Consider the following 15,887-nt stretch of genomic DNA (forward strand, 5'->3'; position numbering starts at 1 on the left):
AATCCTTTAAAATCACTTCTCGCCTCGTTCGTTTTTGATTTTCTCATACGCTTCGTTTATCTCTTGAAGTTTTTTGGTTGATTTTTCTATCACACTTTCGCTCTCACCCTGCCCCATTAAAATATCTGGGTGGTATCTTTTTACAAGTTCGCGATACTTTCTTTTAATCTCGCTAAAACTTGCGTCCCTTGAAATTTCAAGCACGGCGTAAGGGTCTTTTGGCGTATTTTGGTATCTGTTTTGGCTTTGATGATTGCTGTTGTTTTGGCGTTGATTTGTATAAAATTTCTCAAAGCGATAAATAATTACGCCCAAAAGCGTATCATCAATCCCAAAACCCCTTGCGATATCGCTAATCACGGCTCTTTCATCACTGCTAAAATCGCCATCAATGTAGGCTAAATTTAGAAAAAACGTCAGCCTAGCGATCGCCGTTTGCCTATCTAGGCGAAATTTAGTCGCATACTCACGTGCAAGCTCGTAGGCATCGGCGGTGTTTTGCTTTTCTGTGTTAAAAATCGCCTTTAAATCATCTCTGCTAACGCCAGTTTGAATCACCATATCATCAAGCGTTTCGCTAATTAGCCCAGCTTCAAGCTCATTTACCCTGCCGTCGCCCTTTGCGACTTTTGCCAAAAGGGCTATTAGAAATTTTGCCTCGTCTTGGCTAACTCGCCTTTTAAACTCCTGCCTTATGCCGTTTTGAGCGTTAAATTTTGAAAAAATCCAGTAAATCACCCAAAAAACGAATGCGTAAAAGATAAACGATGCCATTTTTACCACAAATGATAGATCGTATTTTTAAGCTTACCGCCGACTAGCTCGTTTTTACGCCACGAGCTCTCATCGTTCATCACGCTCCAACGCCTCTCATCAGGGCGGTAAAACCAGTCCTTATCTATCTGATAATAGATCTGTTTGCCGTTTGCTTCAATGATATTTGCGATGTTGTTATCGTGATAGCTATTCTCATCATAATCAGTAAAAGCGCGCTGTCCCATTTCAGAGTAAAGCATCGTTAGCTCTTGAAGCATTTCGTTTAGCTCATCATCCATTTTTCGCACGTGAAGTCCGATCTCTTCGGCTTCTCGGTAAAGTATAGGATACTCGTGTGCTGGATAATCGCCGTTTAGTCGCTCTGAAATTTGGCGGATTTTACTCTCATCATCAATGTGATAACGCAAAATTTCACGACAAATTTTTAAAGAGAGCGAACTAGCCCTATCAACCGCACCAAAAACAAGCGGATGAATATACTCATAAAGCGATTTGTAGGGGTTTTCGTCATTTTGCTTTTCATTTTCGTGCCATAGTTTTATGACGCGGTTTAGCTCGTCCATTGACACGCTTACAAGCTCGTTGCCCTTATTTGTGGGGCTTAGCTCGTGTTTTAGCGAGGTATCAACTGGCGTAAGGTAAGCTAGTGGTCCCATAACAATCTCATTTGCACCAAGCGCCATCATAGTCGCAGCCGAAGCGCAGTTTGCAGGGATTAGCGCGGTTATGTTTTTGCAGTAGTTGCGAAGCGTGCTAATAATCCTAAGACTTGCAATACCGCTGCCGCCGTCGCTTTTTATGAATAAAAAGGCGTTTTCTATCTTTTTACCCTTTAAAATTTCATACATCGCGCTCGCGTCATTACCGCAAACTGAACCGGCGTTTGAGTTGTAGTAAGTTATTAGCGTCCCGCCAAGTTTGCTTTCAAGCTGTTTAATAAGCATTTGTGTTTGATTAAACAAAATCGGAGGCTTTGCCACGCCTCTTTTTTCGCTCTCTTGCTGTGCTTCTGGCTCGTCATCTACGCCTTTTGCGGTCTTATCTATCCACTCTTTTAGCCCCATTAGTCATCCTGTTTTATGATATTTCTAAATTCGTTAAAGTAAATATCTTGCATATCTTTTAAATTTTTATTAACGCCGTCAATGATAAATTTATCCCCGCCGGTTACGCCGATTTTTTGCGCGGTTAGTCCGTAAATTTCAGTGAGTTCTAAAAATTTCGCCTCATCTTTTACGCCCACGACCGCCCTTGAAAAGCTCTCATCAAAGATAAATCTCTCATCGCTAAAACCGCATTTTGCGTTAATGCCAATACCGCTAACGCACGCCATTTTAGCTAGCGTCATCGCCACGCCACCAGTGCCGACAGAGTTTGCAAACTCTAAAATCCCAGCCTTGTTTGCGTTAATTACCAAATCCCACAACGCCCTTTCACTTTTATAATCAATCTCTTTTAACTCGCCGCCAACTGCGTTAAACAGGGCTTTTAGATAAAGACTACCGCCAAATTCTCCGCTCGTTTGTCCGATTAGATAAACTGGTGTGTCGCTATTTACAAAGACGCTACCAAGCGATTTTGTGGCGTTCTCATTTACGCCAACGCTTACAATACTCGGAGTAGGATAGACGCCAACGCCCTCGGTATCGTTATAAAGGCTTACGTTACCGCTTACAACAGGCGTATTTAGCTCCCTGCACGCCTCTTTTATCCCCTCGCAACCTTGCGCAAACTGCCACATAACCTCGGCGTTTTCAGGGTTGCCGTAATTTAAACAATCAGTAATAGCAAGTGGTGTCGCACCGCTCATAGCGACCTTTCGTCCGCTTGCCGCTACTGCCATTGCGGCGCCGATTTTTGGATTTACGTAGTTGTGGCGAGATGAGCACTCCATACCCATAGCGATCGCTCTGCCGTTCTCTTTTATACGAATCACGCCAGCGCCCAAAAATCCGGGCTGTTTTATCGTATTTGTCTGAATGTTTGCGTCATATTGGTCGTAGATAAATGATTTATTTAAAATATGCGGATCGCAAAGCAATCTATCAAACGCCTTGTCGTTTGAAATTTTTTCAAATTTATTAGGCGTAATATCCTTTATCTCATCAAAATATTTTGGGCGTTTAGTCGGTCTATCAAGCACGGGTGCTGCCTCGCTAAGCGGGTCAATTGGTATCTCGCCCACTAACTCGCCGTGCCAGAAAAGCTCCATTTTACCGCTATTTGTAACCTCGCCGATAGTTTCAGCATCAAGGTCGTATTTGTTAAAAATTTCTTTGATTTTTGCTTCATAACCCTTTTTAGCGCAAATTAGCATACGCTCTTGGCTCTCGCTAAGCATTAGCTCATAAGGCGTCATACCAGTCTCACGCATAGGCACTCTATCAAGGTGCATTTTCATACCGCTACCGCTTCGTCCTGCCATTTCAAAGCTACTTGAAGTAAGTCCAGCCGCGCCCATATCTTGAATTCCAACGATATAATCTGTTTTAAACAGCTCCAAACAAGCTTCAAGCAGTAGTTTTTCAGCAAATGGGTCGCCTACTTGAACGGTCGGACGAAGCGATTTATTTGCGTCGTTAAAGCTATCGCTTGCCATTACAGCACCGCCAAGTCCGTCCCTGCCGGTCTTTGAGCCGACATACATTACGCTATTGCCCACGCCTTCGGCTTTTGCGTAAAAAATTTCATCGCTTTTGCAAATTCCAAGCGCGAAGGCATTTACTAAAATATTGCCGTTAAAACTCTCATCAAAAGCGACCTCTCCACCAATCGTAGGAATTCCCATACAATTGCCGTAGTGCCCGATACCAGCGACTGAGCCTTTGATTAGGTGGCGTTGGTATTTTGCGGTTTTATCTTTGCCGACAAATTTACCAAAGCGAAGCGAGTTCATATTTGCCACAACGCGAGCACCCATAGTAAAGACATCTCTTAAAATTCCACCAACCCCAGTTGCAGCGCCTTGATACGGCTCAATGAAGCTTGGGTGGTTGTGGCTCTCCATTTTAAAAACAGCGGCGTATCCGTCCCCAACGTCTATGACGCCAGCGTTTTCGCCGGGTCCTTGAATGACCCAAGGGGCTTTGGTCGGAAAGCCGTTTAGATATTTTTTGCTTGATTTATACGAGCAGTGTTCGCTCCACATCGCTGAGAATATCCCAAGTTCAAGTAAATTTGGCTCACGGCCTAGAATTTTTAAGATATTTTCGTATTCGCCGTCGCTGATTTTGTGCGCTTTGATAGTGGCTTTATCCATTTTAAACCCTTTAAAATTTTTTGCAATTTTACTTTAATAAGGCTAAAAAAGCGGTAAAATTAACCGAGCTTTTTAATTTCTGCATTAAAGGCAAATTTTGCGTGATTTAAGAAAAATTCATTGTAAAAATCCGCATCGTGATTTGGTGCATCAAAGGTCGCACAGAGATCTTTAACAACAATTAAACGGCGTTTTAAATTTTGCTCATTTGCACTAAGGGCTAGGTGCGAGATTGTGCTATAAACGCACAAATCGGTGCAAACGCCAAAAATTACAAAGGTGTCAATGTGCGGATTTTGGCGTAAAAATGCGTTGAAATTTTCGTTATAAGCGATTGAAAGCGAGTTTTTGTTAAAAATCATTAACTTTTCATAAAAGCTTAAATTTTTAATCTCATCAATAGCTTCACACTCATTTAAGCCCTTAACTGCGTGTTTTTTAAATGATAAAAACTCACTGCTATTTTCATCGTGTAAATCTTGTATTAATAAAATATTTAAAAATCCAAGCTCGTAAGCGTGACTTAAAAAATCTGCCGCTTTTTGCGAAATTTCACCGCATTTTTGACTGCTTAAAGCACCAAATTTGCAAAATGCATTTATCATATCAACGCTAATTATTGCCGTATTTTTGGGGTTTAGGGCGGTTAAGTCAAGCTTCATTTTGGCAAACTCACGCAAAATGTTTTTGGATTTAGGCTAACCTCAATCGTGCCGCCGTGAGCCGTGATAATCTGCAAACAAAGGCTAAGTCCAAGCCCGTTGCCCTTTAATTTACTGCTCTTAAACGGCTCAAAAACTATGCCAGTATCTTTAATGCTAACTCCGCTATCGTAAATGTAAAATTTATGCTCATTTTGGCTATTTTCATACCATAAATTTATCTCGCCACTCTCGTTTTCATCGTCTTCAATTGCATCAATTGCATTAAAAAGCAAATTTTGAAAAACAATGCACAAAAGCTCCTTGTCAGCGTTATACTGGGCATCTTCAAACTCTAAGTTTATATTTATATTTTTTGAGTATTGATAGAATTTTATCGCCTCTTCACACTCCTTTTTTAGCTCAAAAAGGTTGAAATTTTGGCGGTTTAAATGCACCCCTTTTGTAAAAAGTAGCGTGGCTTTGATGATCCTCTCAACTCGCCAAATCGCACTTTGAATTTCGCCCACAATTTTTGCGTTTTTATCATCAACACGCCTTAAAAGCGTAGAAGCCAAAAGCGAAACCGAGCCGATTGGGTTTCTAATCTCGTGTGCTAAATGGGCTGCTACCTGCCCCATTGAAGCAAGTCGCTCGGTGCGTTTTTGCGTCGTAATATCAATGGCTAGAACGATTTTTTTATCATCTTTTTTTGAAATTTTTATCAGATAAAATGAGCCATTTTTTTCGCATTCATATTCGTTTAAGTTTAAATCCAAAATCACAAACAAATCGGCAAGTTTTAGGGCGTTTGCATTTTGTAAAAACACGCTCTCATCGGCGTTTAAAATCCAAACAGCAGTTGGCAAAACATCAACGACATCTTTTACGATTTTTTGTAAATTTTCATAACTTTGTGAGATTTTTTTATACTCTTGCTCAATCAAATAGGTCTGTTCTATCAGGCTTTTTAGCCCACTTTCTATCTCGCTACTCATCTAAAAGCTCCATTAAATCGTTAATTTCATAAAGTTTTATTCGCTCATCTTTTAGTGCTAAAAGCTCGTTGCTAAATCCGCTTTTTGACAAAATCACAATGAAATTTGGCGTGATTTTTAGCCTATCGCACTTTTTTAAAAGCATATTTAAGACATTTTTACACACCTTTTTGCCCCTAAATTTTGCCTCGCCAACAAGCAAAAAATCGCCACTTTTTACAAAAATATCAAACTCAATATTTTTATGCCAAAAGCTTGAAATTTCAGCATTTATTTGAAATTTTTTAGCCAAAAATTCAGCAAAAATCATCTCAAAACCAAGCCCAACATACTCATCAAATCCAGCCCTAATCAAAGCTAAAATTTCATCTTTTTTACCAGCCCTTAAAGCGTCTAAATTTGGGTAAATAAATCTAAACCAAAACCTAAAAAAATGGCACGAAAAATGAAGTTTGTTCTCAATTTTATACCGCCTTTCGCTCTTTTTTAAACGCTCATTTTTTGCTCTATTTTTTGGCGTTTCTTTGCTAATCTCAACACGTAAAATGCCATTTTTAATGAGATTTGCATAACTTTTTGAAGCCAAATTTTTAGGCAGAATTTTATAAATCCCAAACCACTTTCTATCGCTCTTAGCAAGCTTTGTAAGCACCGATTTTTCAGCCTCACTAAACGTGCTAAACTCAGATGAAATTAGCTCAAAATCATCTAAAATTTCAACTTCAATCGCCCTAAAAATATCATAATAAGCATTTTTTAAGCAAAATCCATCAAAGACAAGGTGAAATTTCACAAGCTCCTCAATATCAAGGTGTTTATTGCCTTTATACGTTGATTTTAGCGGATTTATGGCGATGTCCTTTTTTAAAATTCACAGCGTTAATATACTATTTATTAGCTAAATCCGCTATAATAGCACGAAATTTTTAAGGATTTGCGTGATAAATTTAGAAAATATTAGAAAAAAAATCATCTTAAAAGATGGGATAAAATATTTTGATTTTACAGCCTCTGGACTTGCTTACAAGGACGTTGAGGACGAGATTTTAAAGGCTCTTTTAACCTACGCAAACACTCACTCAGACAGCTCATCAAACGCAATAATCACGCAAAATTTATATGAAAACGCACGAAATGAGCTTAAAAAATCGCTCGGATTAAATGATAATTTTTATCTTTTTGGTTGCGGTTTTGGGGCGACCTCTGCGATTAAAAAATTTCAAGAAATTTTAGGACTTTATGTCCCGCCAAAGACCAAGCAACGCTACGATTTAAACCCCAAAAATCTGCCACTTGTAATAATTGGTCCATTTGAGCACCACTCAAACGAAGTGAGTTTTAGGCAGGGGCTTTGCGATCTTATTAGAGTTAGAAAAAATGAACTTGGAGAGCTTGATTTTACGCACTTAGAGCAAATTTTAGAACAAAACAGCAAACGTGAAATTATTGGCTCATTTAGTGTCTGCTCAAACGTTACTGGCGTGATTACTGATTATAAAAGAATTTATAATTTGTTTAAAAAACACAACGCAATTTTAGCCCTTGATGCTTCAAGTATCAGCGGATATGAAAATGTTGATTGTAGCTACTTTGACGCCCTTTTTTTATCGCCTCATAAACTGCTTGGCGGAGTGGGTAGCTGTGGGCTTTTAGCCCTAAAAAAGGAGCTTTACACGCAAGACGAGCCGACATTTGCAGGTGGCGGGACGGTTAGCTATGTAAGCAGAATTTCACATATTTTTTTAAACGAAGCCGAGCAGTTAGAACAAGGTGGCACACCGCCGATAATTCAGCTTTTAAAGGCAAAGCTAGCCTATGAATTAAGGGATAAAATCGGCTTTAAAGCGATTAAAGAAAACGAGCTTGAACTTGGCAAATATTTTGAGAATAGATTGCAAGAAATTGATGATTTAGTGCTATATTCTCCGCTAAATTTAGAGCGTTTGCCAATATTTTCATTTAACATAAAAGGCATTTCGCCCTATGATTTAACGGCACTTTTAAGCAACGACTATGGCATACAAACACGTGCTGGATGTGCTTGTGCTGGACCTTACGGACACGAATTGCTTGGGCTAATTGATAACGATGAGCTAAAAGAAAAACCAGGCTGGGTCAGAGTTAGCATTCACTACACTCACACTTTTGATGATATAGATTTTTTAATAGAGGCTATCAAAAATAGCGTGAAAAAATATAAAAATTTATGGGCAGAAGAGCGTTCATTATACGCTTTAATGGGGAGAATATGATAAAAAAATATAAGAGAATTTTAATTAGCCTTTTTAGCATTCTGTGTTTAATTTTAGTTTATACTTTATTTGGATTTTATGGTGTGCCGTATCTAATTAAAAACACCTTGCCTAAAAAACTTAGTGATAATAATTTAAGTTTAGCCATTAAAAATGTCAATTTTAACCCATACACTTTTGAGCTAAATGCCTCAAATATAGAGCTAAACACAACCTCAAAGCTTTTTAAGGTTAGACAGTTTGATATTGATATGGATTTAATGAAAATGGTTACTAAAAATTTCAGCGTAAAAACCATAAATTTATACGAGCCAGATTTTAATATCACACGGCAAAAAGATGGGAGCTTAAACTTCTTAAATTTGGCAACAAATAGCGAAAAAAACGATAATAATAAGAGTGCAAAATTTAACTTTGAGCTTAAAAATTTAAGGCTGATTAATGGTAAAATTGACTTTAATGATTTGGCTTTAAAAAAGCCTTTTAGCACAAAAATAAACGATATAAATTATCAAATAACCGATATAAATTTAGAACAAAACAGCCTTGGCAAACACATTTTAAGCCTAAAATCAAATGAAATTAACGACCTAAATTTAAGCCTAAATGCCCTAATAAATCCAATAAACTTAAACGCTATCATCAACCTAAATAGATTAACGCTAGATAAAATATGGCAAAGCTACCTAGAAAACAGCACAAAAACAAGGCTAAAAGGTGGCGAATTAAGCTTGGCACTAAATTTAAACTTTAAAAATAACCTTGAAATAAACGGCACCATAAACCTAGAAAAACCAGCTCTAAATGGCGATTTTGCCGATATTTTAGTAAGCAAAATTGACTTAAACAAGATAAACTTAAACACCGATTTTAATCAAACTATGCTAACTAGCACTCTAAATTTAGAAAATTTTAACCTAAAAAATAGTGATTTTTCGCTCTTAACTGAAAAAATTTCAGCCCAAAATTTAAACATAAATCAAACAAATACTAACACAATACTAAAAATTCCAGAGATAAAAATAGCCAAAAGCTCATTTAACGGCTATGAAACCAGCACAACCCTAAATGATATTAATCTAAATTTGATTAATCTAACATTTAATAAAAATTTAAATATCAATCTAAATGAAGCTAACATAAACGAGATAAAAACCAAGCTAGAAAATAGCGAATTTTTAGGCATTAAAAATATAAAATTAAATGAGATAAATTATGCCGATAACGCCCTAAAAATCGCACTTATTAGTGTTTTAAACACCGATATTTTTAGTAAAAACAGAGCATTTTTTAGCATTAAAGAGTTAGCCTTAAACACACTAAATTTAAAAAGTAACGACTTAGGCATAAAATCAATCCTAATCAATGAGCCTTTTTTAAGAGCCAAAATCAATAAAAATGGCATAGAAGAGATAAACAATATCAAAATACCAAAATCAAAAACAGCCAAAAATGATAAAAACACAACCAATTTTTTAGCTAAAATAAGCGACTTAGAAATTAAAAATTTTAAAGCCGATATAAACGAAAATTTCATCAAAAAACCACTAAATCATAAAATCGCTATGAATGCTAAAATTTCGGAGTTTTCAAGCGATTTTAAAGAGCCATTTTTACTAAATTTAGACCTTAAAACTGATGAACAAATACAAGCAAAAACAAGTGGCAAAATAGCCTTAAATCCGCTAAATATAAACCTAAAAATTGACGCTGATTTTAAGGATTTAAGCAACTTTAACAAAATCACAGATGAGTATCTAAACGCCAAAATTTCAAGCGGAGAGGCAAAATACAGCACGATTTTATCCTTTAAAAAAGAGCCAATTTTAAACGGCTCGTTAAAATTATCAAACCTATATTTTGATCAAAACGGCACAAAAATTTTAGGCACAAAAGCACTAAATATCGCTAGACTTGGGCTTAATGGCACAACTTTAAACATAGATGATATAGCTCTAAATGAGCCATATTTAAACGCCAAAATTTCAAAAGATGGCAGCCTAAATTTAAGCAAAATTTTAAAAGATACAAACTCAACAGATGATAACCAAACTCAAAAAAATCACGACTTTAAAGTAGAAAAATTAGCCATAAATGACGCGCTAATTGACTTTACTGATGATAGTTTGGTGCTACCTTTTCATATCTCTATTAAAAATTTAAACACTCAAATTGACAAGATTGATAGCAAAAACCTATCACATATTCAAGCAAATGGCGTTGTTGGCGAGAGTGGGAGTGCAAATATTTTTATCAAAACCGAGCCATTTAAACCGACAAAACTATCGCAAATTTCACTCAAATTTAAGGATATCGCACTTGAAAATAGCACTCCATACACGGCGACTTTTGTCGGTAAAAAGATAAACGGCGGGACTTTGGGGCTAAATTTAAATTACAAGATTGATGATGAAAAAATGAAAGGTGAGAATGAAATTAGGATTGAAAAAATTGTGCTTGGAGATGATGTCAAATCGCAAAAAGCACTCTCTTTGCCGCTCTCTTTGGCAGTCTCAATTTTAGAGGATAAAAACGGCGTAATAAACCTAAATCTGCCAGTTAGCGGCGATATGTCAAACCCAAAATTTAGCTACGGCGGTATCATTTTTGGGGCGATTATGAAAATTTTTACAGATGTCATCACATCGCCGTTTAGTCTGCTTGGCAACGTGCTTGGCATAGCGGACGCAAAGGGGCTTTCTAGCGTTGATTTTACCGCTGGCAGCGATGAAATTTTACTCTCGCAAAACAAAAAAATAGCCGATTTTAAAAAGATTATTGATACAAAGCCAAAAATGCTTTTAAAAATCACGCCAAGCTATGATGAAAATGCCGATAAAAAGGCGATACAAAAACGATTACTTGATGCTAAGATTTCATCATTAGTAAATAAAAATGGACTTAGTTTTGATGAAGCACTAGCTCAAATTTCAAAGACAACATTCGGAGCCAAACAGCCAAAAGAGCCTTATGCAGAGCTTATAAAAATGCAAAAAATCGCAAACGACAGCCTAGAAAAACTCGCTAAAAACCGAGCCATTAACCTAAAAAATGCGATGAACAAGGCTGGAATTTCAGATAAAAATATCAAAATCAATGATAAAATTTCCAAAACAAAGGCACAAATGGATATTTATGTGCCAATATTAATGGGAGTTGAGGATTAAATTTGTATTTTTATAGTATAATGTCATTAAGAAAGGATTGATATTTTGTCTATATTAGTGGTTGGTAGTAAATATATTTTTAACGAAATTGATAAAAAAAATCTTAAACAAACATTTAAAGAGATAACCTTTGTCAAATATGATGGCAAAAAAACAAGAGAGGTCAGAAAAGAGATAGAGGGGATTTTAGCTCTTAATAATTATCAATTTATAGTCTTAAATATAGAGATTTATATAGACAAAAATACCATAAAATACCTAACTCTCTTGCAATTTCGGCTTCAAAAGCGAAATATCAAAATCATCACGATTGAAAATTTTTTAGAAAAATTCCTGCAAAAATGCTATATTCCAGATGACGATAGGGATCTAAATTTTTTAAGCGATATCAGGGCGTATAATGCTTTTGAGCTGTTTTTAAAGCGAGTGATTGACTATTTTGGCGGAGGTGTGCTATTTTTGATAAACTTTTTTATAAAATTTTATGTCAAAAAACGCATAGATGAAGAGTCGCCCGGAGAGATTTATTTCGTGCAAGATAGGGTTGGGCTAAACACCAAAACCTTTAAATGCTATAAATTTCGCACAATGCACGAAAATTCCTATCATAATCCATACACAAGCAAAAACGATGATAGAGTTTTTAAATTTGGTAAAACTATGCGAAAAATGAGAATTGATGAGATACCGCAATACATAAATGTTTTAAAAGGCGATATGCATATTATTGGCCCAAGGGCTGAGTGGGACATACTTGTTAAAAACTATGAAAAAGAGATACCTTACTACAACGAGAGGCACCTAGTTAGACCAGGCATAACTGGCTGGGCGCAGGTAAATTACCCTTACGGCGAAAACGCCTACGACGCAAAACAAAAGCTAATGTATGATCTTTACTACATAAAACACTGGTCGCTTTGGCTTGAAGCAAGGACGATAATAAAGACTATTTTGACTGTGATTAAAAAGCAAGGAACATAATTAAAGTACAGGAATTAAAAACTCCTTAACTATTTTTTCATAGGATAAATTTTGTCTTACATAATCCCATCCATTTTGACCAAGTTTATCTCGCTCATCTTTTGACATATTGTAAATTTTTAAAATAGCCTCCTTTAGGGCTAATTTATCATTTGTTTTTATACTTAATCCACAATTTGCCTTTTTAATCATATCAAGCTTCTCAATATTAAAAGCGTGAATTATTGTGGTTTTGGCATACATGTACTCATTAATTTTTAATGGAGATAAACCGTATTTATAAAAATTCAAATCAGGTGATGATTTATACAAAATATCACACTTTGTCATTATCTTAAAAGCTTCACTCTTTGGAACAGAGTCAAAAAATATAATATTACTAGATGCGTATTTGCCTATAAGATAATCTCTTTGAGCACCTTTGCCAACAACTAAAAAAATAATATTTGGGAATTGTTCTTTTAATTCACAAGCAACATCAAGCAAAATATCAATACAATTTGAAGCCGTTAAACCGCCAATGTAACCAACTATAAATTTATCCTTTAATCTATTATCTACAAAATCCAACTTTATACTATCATAATACCCTATATCAAGCCCAGTTGGAACATAAACCGCATTATTAGTAGTTTTTATATTAGAAAAATATTCATTTATATTAGCAAGTGGAGAAATAAGTTTATCTTGAAATTTATATATAATTTTTTCTATTATGGTAAGCAAAAGCACAAATGGATGAAATTTACTAACATTAGCAAGTTCAATAATTTCAAGTGGCCAAATGTCTTTAATCTCAACAATTAGCTTGGCTTTGGTCTTATGTGATATAAATTTTGCTGCAAATATAGTAAAAGGCTGTGGTGTTGCCATTACAATAGTATCAATATGCCCTATTTCTTTTAAAATTTTCTTTGTATTCCTAATAAGATTTATGACAAAAGCAAACATATTAACTATACGACCAAAACCATTGCCTTTATAAAATGGTGTTTTTATACTAAAAAATTTTATATCACCATCGGAGTGTGCTATAAATGGCTCATTTATAACCTTTGCATCGTGAATTCTATGTGAGAAAGCCGCATTTATGATAGTTGTCTTATAACCAAGACTAGCTAATTCTTTTGCAAAAAAGTAATGTCTCGTATCAAAATCTTGTTTGCCACCACTATAATGACCAATAAAAACTATGCTTTTACTCATTTTATTAGCTCTTTTGCTATAATCTCGCTTGCTTTGCCACCACCATAAAGATCAAGCTCAAAATCACAATGAAATCCATTTTTAATAAGCTCGTAGTTAGATAAAATTTTATTCTTATCCGCTCCAACGAGTTTATTTGCACCACACTTTACAAGCTCAACCCACTCGGTCTCATCACGCAAAGTCAAACAAGGCTTTTTAAAGAAAAACGCCTCTTTTTGCAGTCCTCCGCTGTCAGTCATAACAAAATCGCAGTTATCAATAAGCCAAACCATTTCAAGATAGCCAACAGGCTCTATAACGCTTATATTAGAAATGTCTATATCTAAATTTTTGATGATATTTTTTGTTCTAGGGTGTAGTGGCAAAATGATTTGTTTTTGGGTAGCAATGTCATTTAATGCTGTAAATATCGCCGTTAATCTAGTTTTGTCGTCTGTATTTTCCGCACGATGAACGGTGCAAAGTATAAAATTATTGTTAATTTTTATGCTTGGTTTTTTGGCTATTTTTTTATAAAACATCGCTCCATCTTGCATAATATCGCCACTTTTTATGATTTTACACTCAAATCTATCAAAGCCTTCATTTTTTAAATTTTGCACGGCCACATCGGTAGGACAAAACAGAATATTGCTTACTCTATCAGTTAAAATTCTATTTATCTCTTCTGGCATAAGCATATTAAAGCTTCTAAGTCCAGCTTCAATATGAGCTAATTTTATGTGAAGCTTTGAAGCCACCAAGGCACCGGCTAGGGTTGAATTCGTATCGCCATAAACTACGATAAAATCAGGTTTTTCTCTAATAGCTATCTCTTCTACCCCGCACATAATATCCGCAGTCATCGCCGCGTGAGTTTTACCTCCGGAGTTAAGCTTATAATCAGGTTTTGGTATTTGCATTTGTTCAAAAAAAATATCACTCATATTTGCATCATAATGCTGTCCAGTATGGACTATAATTTCTCTTATGCCGTCATACTTTTTTAGCTCTCTACTTAAATTTCCTGCTTTTATAAACTGCGGTCTTGCACCTAGAATGGTTAAAATTTTCATTTATTTTCCTTACTTGTCAAAATTACCATTTTAGTTCTTCATAAATTCTTTTTATATTATCACAAAAATTTACCTTGAAGTTAGCATGCCACTGTCTAGGATGTGTTAGCATGCAAATCCTTCGGCATTCTTCTTTTTCAATAACATCAAAAATATTCATAGGGCTATAATAAATCGGATATGGCTTATCACTAATGTACATATCAAAACTATTTTTAAATTTATCATCATACACTTCCAATACTATTCCCAATCTATCTCTTAAACATATGTCGTTTATAATTTCATTATTTATAACTTTTAGCCTTCTGTTAACAAAATCGCCATGGCTTGCAATGCTTTTTAATTTATAACCTAAGTTTTTTTCTATAAATAAAAAATTGCTAGAAAAAATATCTTTTATCTTTTCTAGTTTTTTATAAATATTCTGTGAATTTTTTATGTGGTTGTCCTTGCAAAACTGAGCTATCTCTTCATAATGATAACTGGCTTCACTTCCATAGTCACTAATCTCTTTCATAAGTTTAAAGTCTAAAGTAGATAATCTAAAGTAATAACTAGCTTTTATATTATATTTTTTTTCTATTTCAAAAAAATATCTAGCTGTCTTAATATCCGTGTCTATATCATGCCTATGAACAAAATACTTTGCATTTTGATCTAACAAATTATCTAAAAGTGCTTCATAATACTCTATAACACTTAAATGTATATAATTTTGATCTAGACTTTTTTTAATTAAAACTTCATATTCATTTAATCTAGATGGCATTATAAAATCTGCATAAATCCTATTTATTACTTTTTTTATTTTTCCCATATCCACTGAACCTTATAAGGAGCAAAACCTAATTTTTTCTTAAACATTTTAAGACCATCACTTGCTCCAAAAAATGTATCATACATAATATACCTAACATCTTTCCACATTTTATATTCGTTAAAATTTGTTAACTTTTGATGCTCATTAAAAATTAATCTATTTAATTCAATAACCATTAAATACATTATCCCATCATTCAAAAAATTATTATGCCCTAAAAGCTGATCGTATATTAAAAATTCTCCATAAAATCCAAGGCATATATATGATAACAACTTACCATTTTGATTTATAACACCAAAATATTTATAATTAGACAAATTCTCAAATTTATCTATTTTTTGCAAATAAGAATTAGTCATTTTTTTATCTTGTCTATATTCTGCAGAAGTATTAATTTCATATATATCATCTACATAATCGTTTCTATCTATTTGTATAAATTTATACCCTCGATTAATAGCTTTTCTATGATAATACGCAGCAGAATTTTTACCATTTATAGACTTATAGTATTCCTCAAAAGCAGAAAAAGCATTTATATCAATAAGCATTACACCAATGGTCTTATTTCTAACAATCTTCAATCTATGTCTTTTCGTAAAATAATTATATACTTTTATATAATTATCTTTTGTATTTTGATCATAATTTTTAAAAGAAATTCTAGCCCTAGGTATCTTTAAAATCTCTATAACTTGTGATACTATTTTGGTTAGACTCAT

Annotated in this window: 13 protein-coding genes; 3 read left to right on the plus strand and 10 right to left on the minus strand. The window is 34.6% G+C overall.

From position 1 onward, the window contains the following. Positions 1-12: 12 nt before the first annotated feature. From NYG85_RS02690 to NYG85_RS02715, 6 genes are read right to left on the minus strand one after another with little or no spacing between them, the layout of a single operon-like run. The gene (locus NYG85_RS02690; RefSeq protein WP_284936938.1) at positions 13-774 is read right to left on the minus strand and encodes a TerB family tellurite resistance protein; all 762 of its coding nucleotides are present in this window, start codon (positions 772-774) and stop codon (positions 13-15) included. Positions 775-776: 2 nt separating this feature from the next. After that, positions 777-1,841 carry an SDH family Clp fold serine proteinase gene (locus NYG85_RS02695; protein ID WP_284936939.1) on the minus strand — a complete coding sequence of 355 codons (1,065 nt, stop codon included), beginning with the start codon at positions 1,839-1,841 and terminating at the stop codon, positions 777-779. Further along, complete coding sequence (purL, locus tag NYG85_RS02700) at positions 1,841-4,036, minus strand: phosphoribosylformylglycinamidine synthase subunit PurL (protein WP_284936940.1); 2,196 nt, start codon at positions 4,034-4,036, stop codon at positions 1,841-1,843. Before purL ends, NYG85_RS02695 begins: the two co-directional genes overlap by 1 nt. A 59-nt stretch (positions 4,037-4,095) precedes the next feature. Continuing rightward, positions 4,096-4,698, minus strand: a complete 603-nt coding sequence (locus NYG85_RS02705) for a cysteine hydrolase family protein (RefSeq protein ID WP_284936941.1) — start codon at positions 4,696-4,698, stop codon at positions 4,096-4,098. Then, complete coding sequence (locus NYG85_RS02710; protein WP_284936942.1) at positions 4,695-5,675, minus strand: sensor histidine kinase; 981 nt, start codon at positions 5,673-5,675, stop codon at positions 4,695-4,697. Before NYG85_RS02710 ends, NYG85_RS02705 begins: the two co-directional genes overlap by 4 nt. After that, positions 5,668-6,468 (minus strand): DUF234 domain-containing protein, encoded by an 801-nt coding sequence (locus NYG85_RS02715; protein WP_284936943.1) that lies wholly within the window; start codon positions 6,466-6,468, stop codon positions 5,668-5,670. The genes NYG85_RS02710 and NYG85_RS02715 overlap by 8 nt, the downstream gene beginning before the upstream one ends. A gap of 145 nt (positions 6,469-6,613) precedes the next feature. Here NYG85_RS02715 and NYG85_RS02720 point away from each other — a divergent pair, with 145 nt between their 5' ends. The 3 genes from NYG85_RS02720 to NYG85_RS02730 are packed head-to-tail and all read left to right on the plus strand — an operon-like array spanning position 6,614 to position 12,075. Further along, the gene (locus NYG85_RS02720) at positions 6,614-7,927 is read left to right on the plus strand and encodes an aminotransferase class V-fold PLP-dependent enzyme (protein ID WP_284936944.1); all 1,314 of its coding nucleotides are present in this window, start codon (positions 6,614-6,616) and stop codon (positions 7,925-7,927) included. After that, positions 7,924-11,094: a DUF748 domain-containing protein gene (locus tag NYG85_RS02725; RefSeq protein WP_284936945.1), complete on the plus strand. Its 3,171-nt coding sequence runs from the start codon at positions 7,924-7,926 to the stop codon at positions 11,092-11,094. The genes NYG85_RS02720 and NYG85_RS02725 overlap by 4 nt, the downstream gene beginning before the upstream one ends. Before the next feature lie 45 nt (positions 11,095-11,139). Continuing rightward, positions 11,140-12,075 carry a sugar transferase gene (locus NYG85_RS02730; RefSeq protein ID WP_349252794.1) on the plus strand — a complete coding sequence of 312 codons (936 nt, stop codon included), beginning with the start codon at positions 11,140-11,142 and terminating at the stop codon, positions 12,073-12,075. Here NYG85_RS02730 and NYG85_RS02735 read toward each other — a convergent pair whose 3' ends face one another. Genes NYG85_RS02735 through NYG85_RS02750 form a run of 4 tightly spaced genes read right to left on the minus strand, consistent with a single transcriptional unit; the run spans position 12,076 to position 15,887 of the window. Then, positions 12,076-13,281 carry a glycosyltransferase family 4 protein gene (locus NYG85_RS02735; protein ID WP_284936946.1) on the minus strand — a complete coding sequence of 402 codons (1,206 nt, stop codon included), beginning with the start codon at positions 13,279-13,281 and terminating at the stop codon, positions 12,076-12,078. It lies immediately after the preceding gene. Beyond that, a complete protein-coding gene (gene wecB / locus NYG85_RS02740) occupies positions 13,278-14,339 on the minus strand; it encodes a non-hydrolyzing UDP-N-acetylglucosamine 2-epimerase (protein ID WP_284936947.1) in 1,062 nt (353 codons plus the stop codon). The genes NYG85_RS02735 and wecB overlap by 4 nt, the downstream gene beginning before the upstream one ends. Before the next feature lie 22 nt (positions 14,340-14,361). Continuing rightward, on the minus strand, positions 14,362-15,159 hold the full coding sequence (locus tag NYG85_RS02745) for a polysaccharide deacetylase family protein (protein WP_284936948.1): 798 nt from the start codon (positions 15,157-15,159) through the stop codon (positions 14,362-14,364). Beyond that, entirely contained in the window at positions 15,147-15,887 is a 741-nt protein-coding gene (locus NYG85_RS02750; RefSeq protein ID WP_284936949.1) for a hypothetical protein, read from the minus strand. Before NYG85_RS02750 ends, NYG85_RS02745 begins: the two co-directional genes overlap by 13 nt.

It is taken from the genome of Campylobacter gastrosuis (genome assembly GCF_030249845.1).
Classification (GTDB): domain Bacteria; phylum Campylobacterota; class Campylobacteria; order Campylobacterales; family Campylobacteraceae; genus Campylobacter_A; species Campylobacter_A gastrosuis.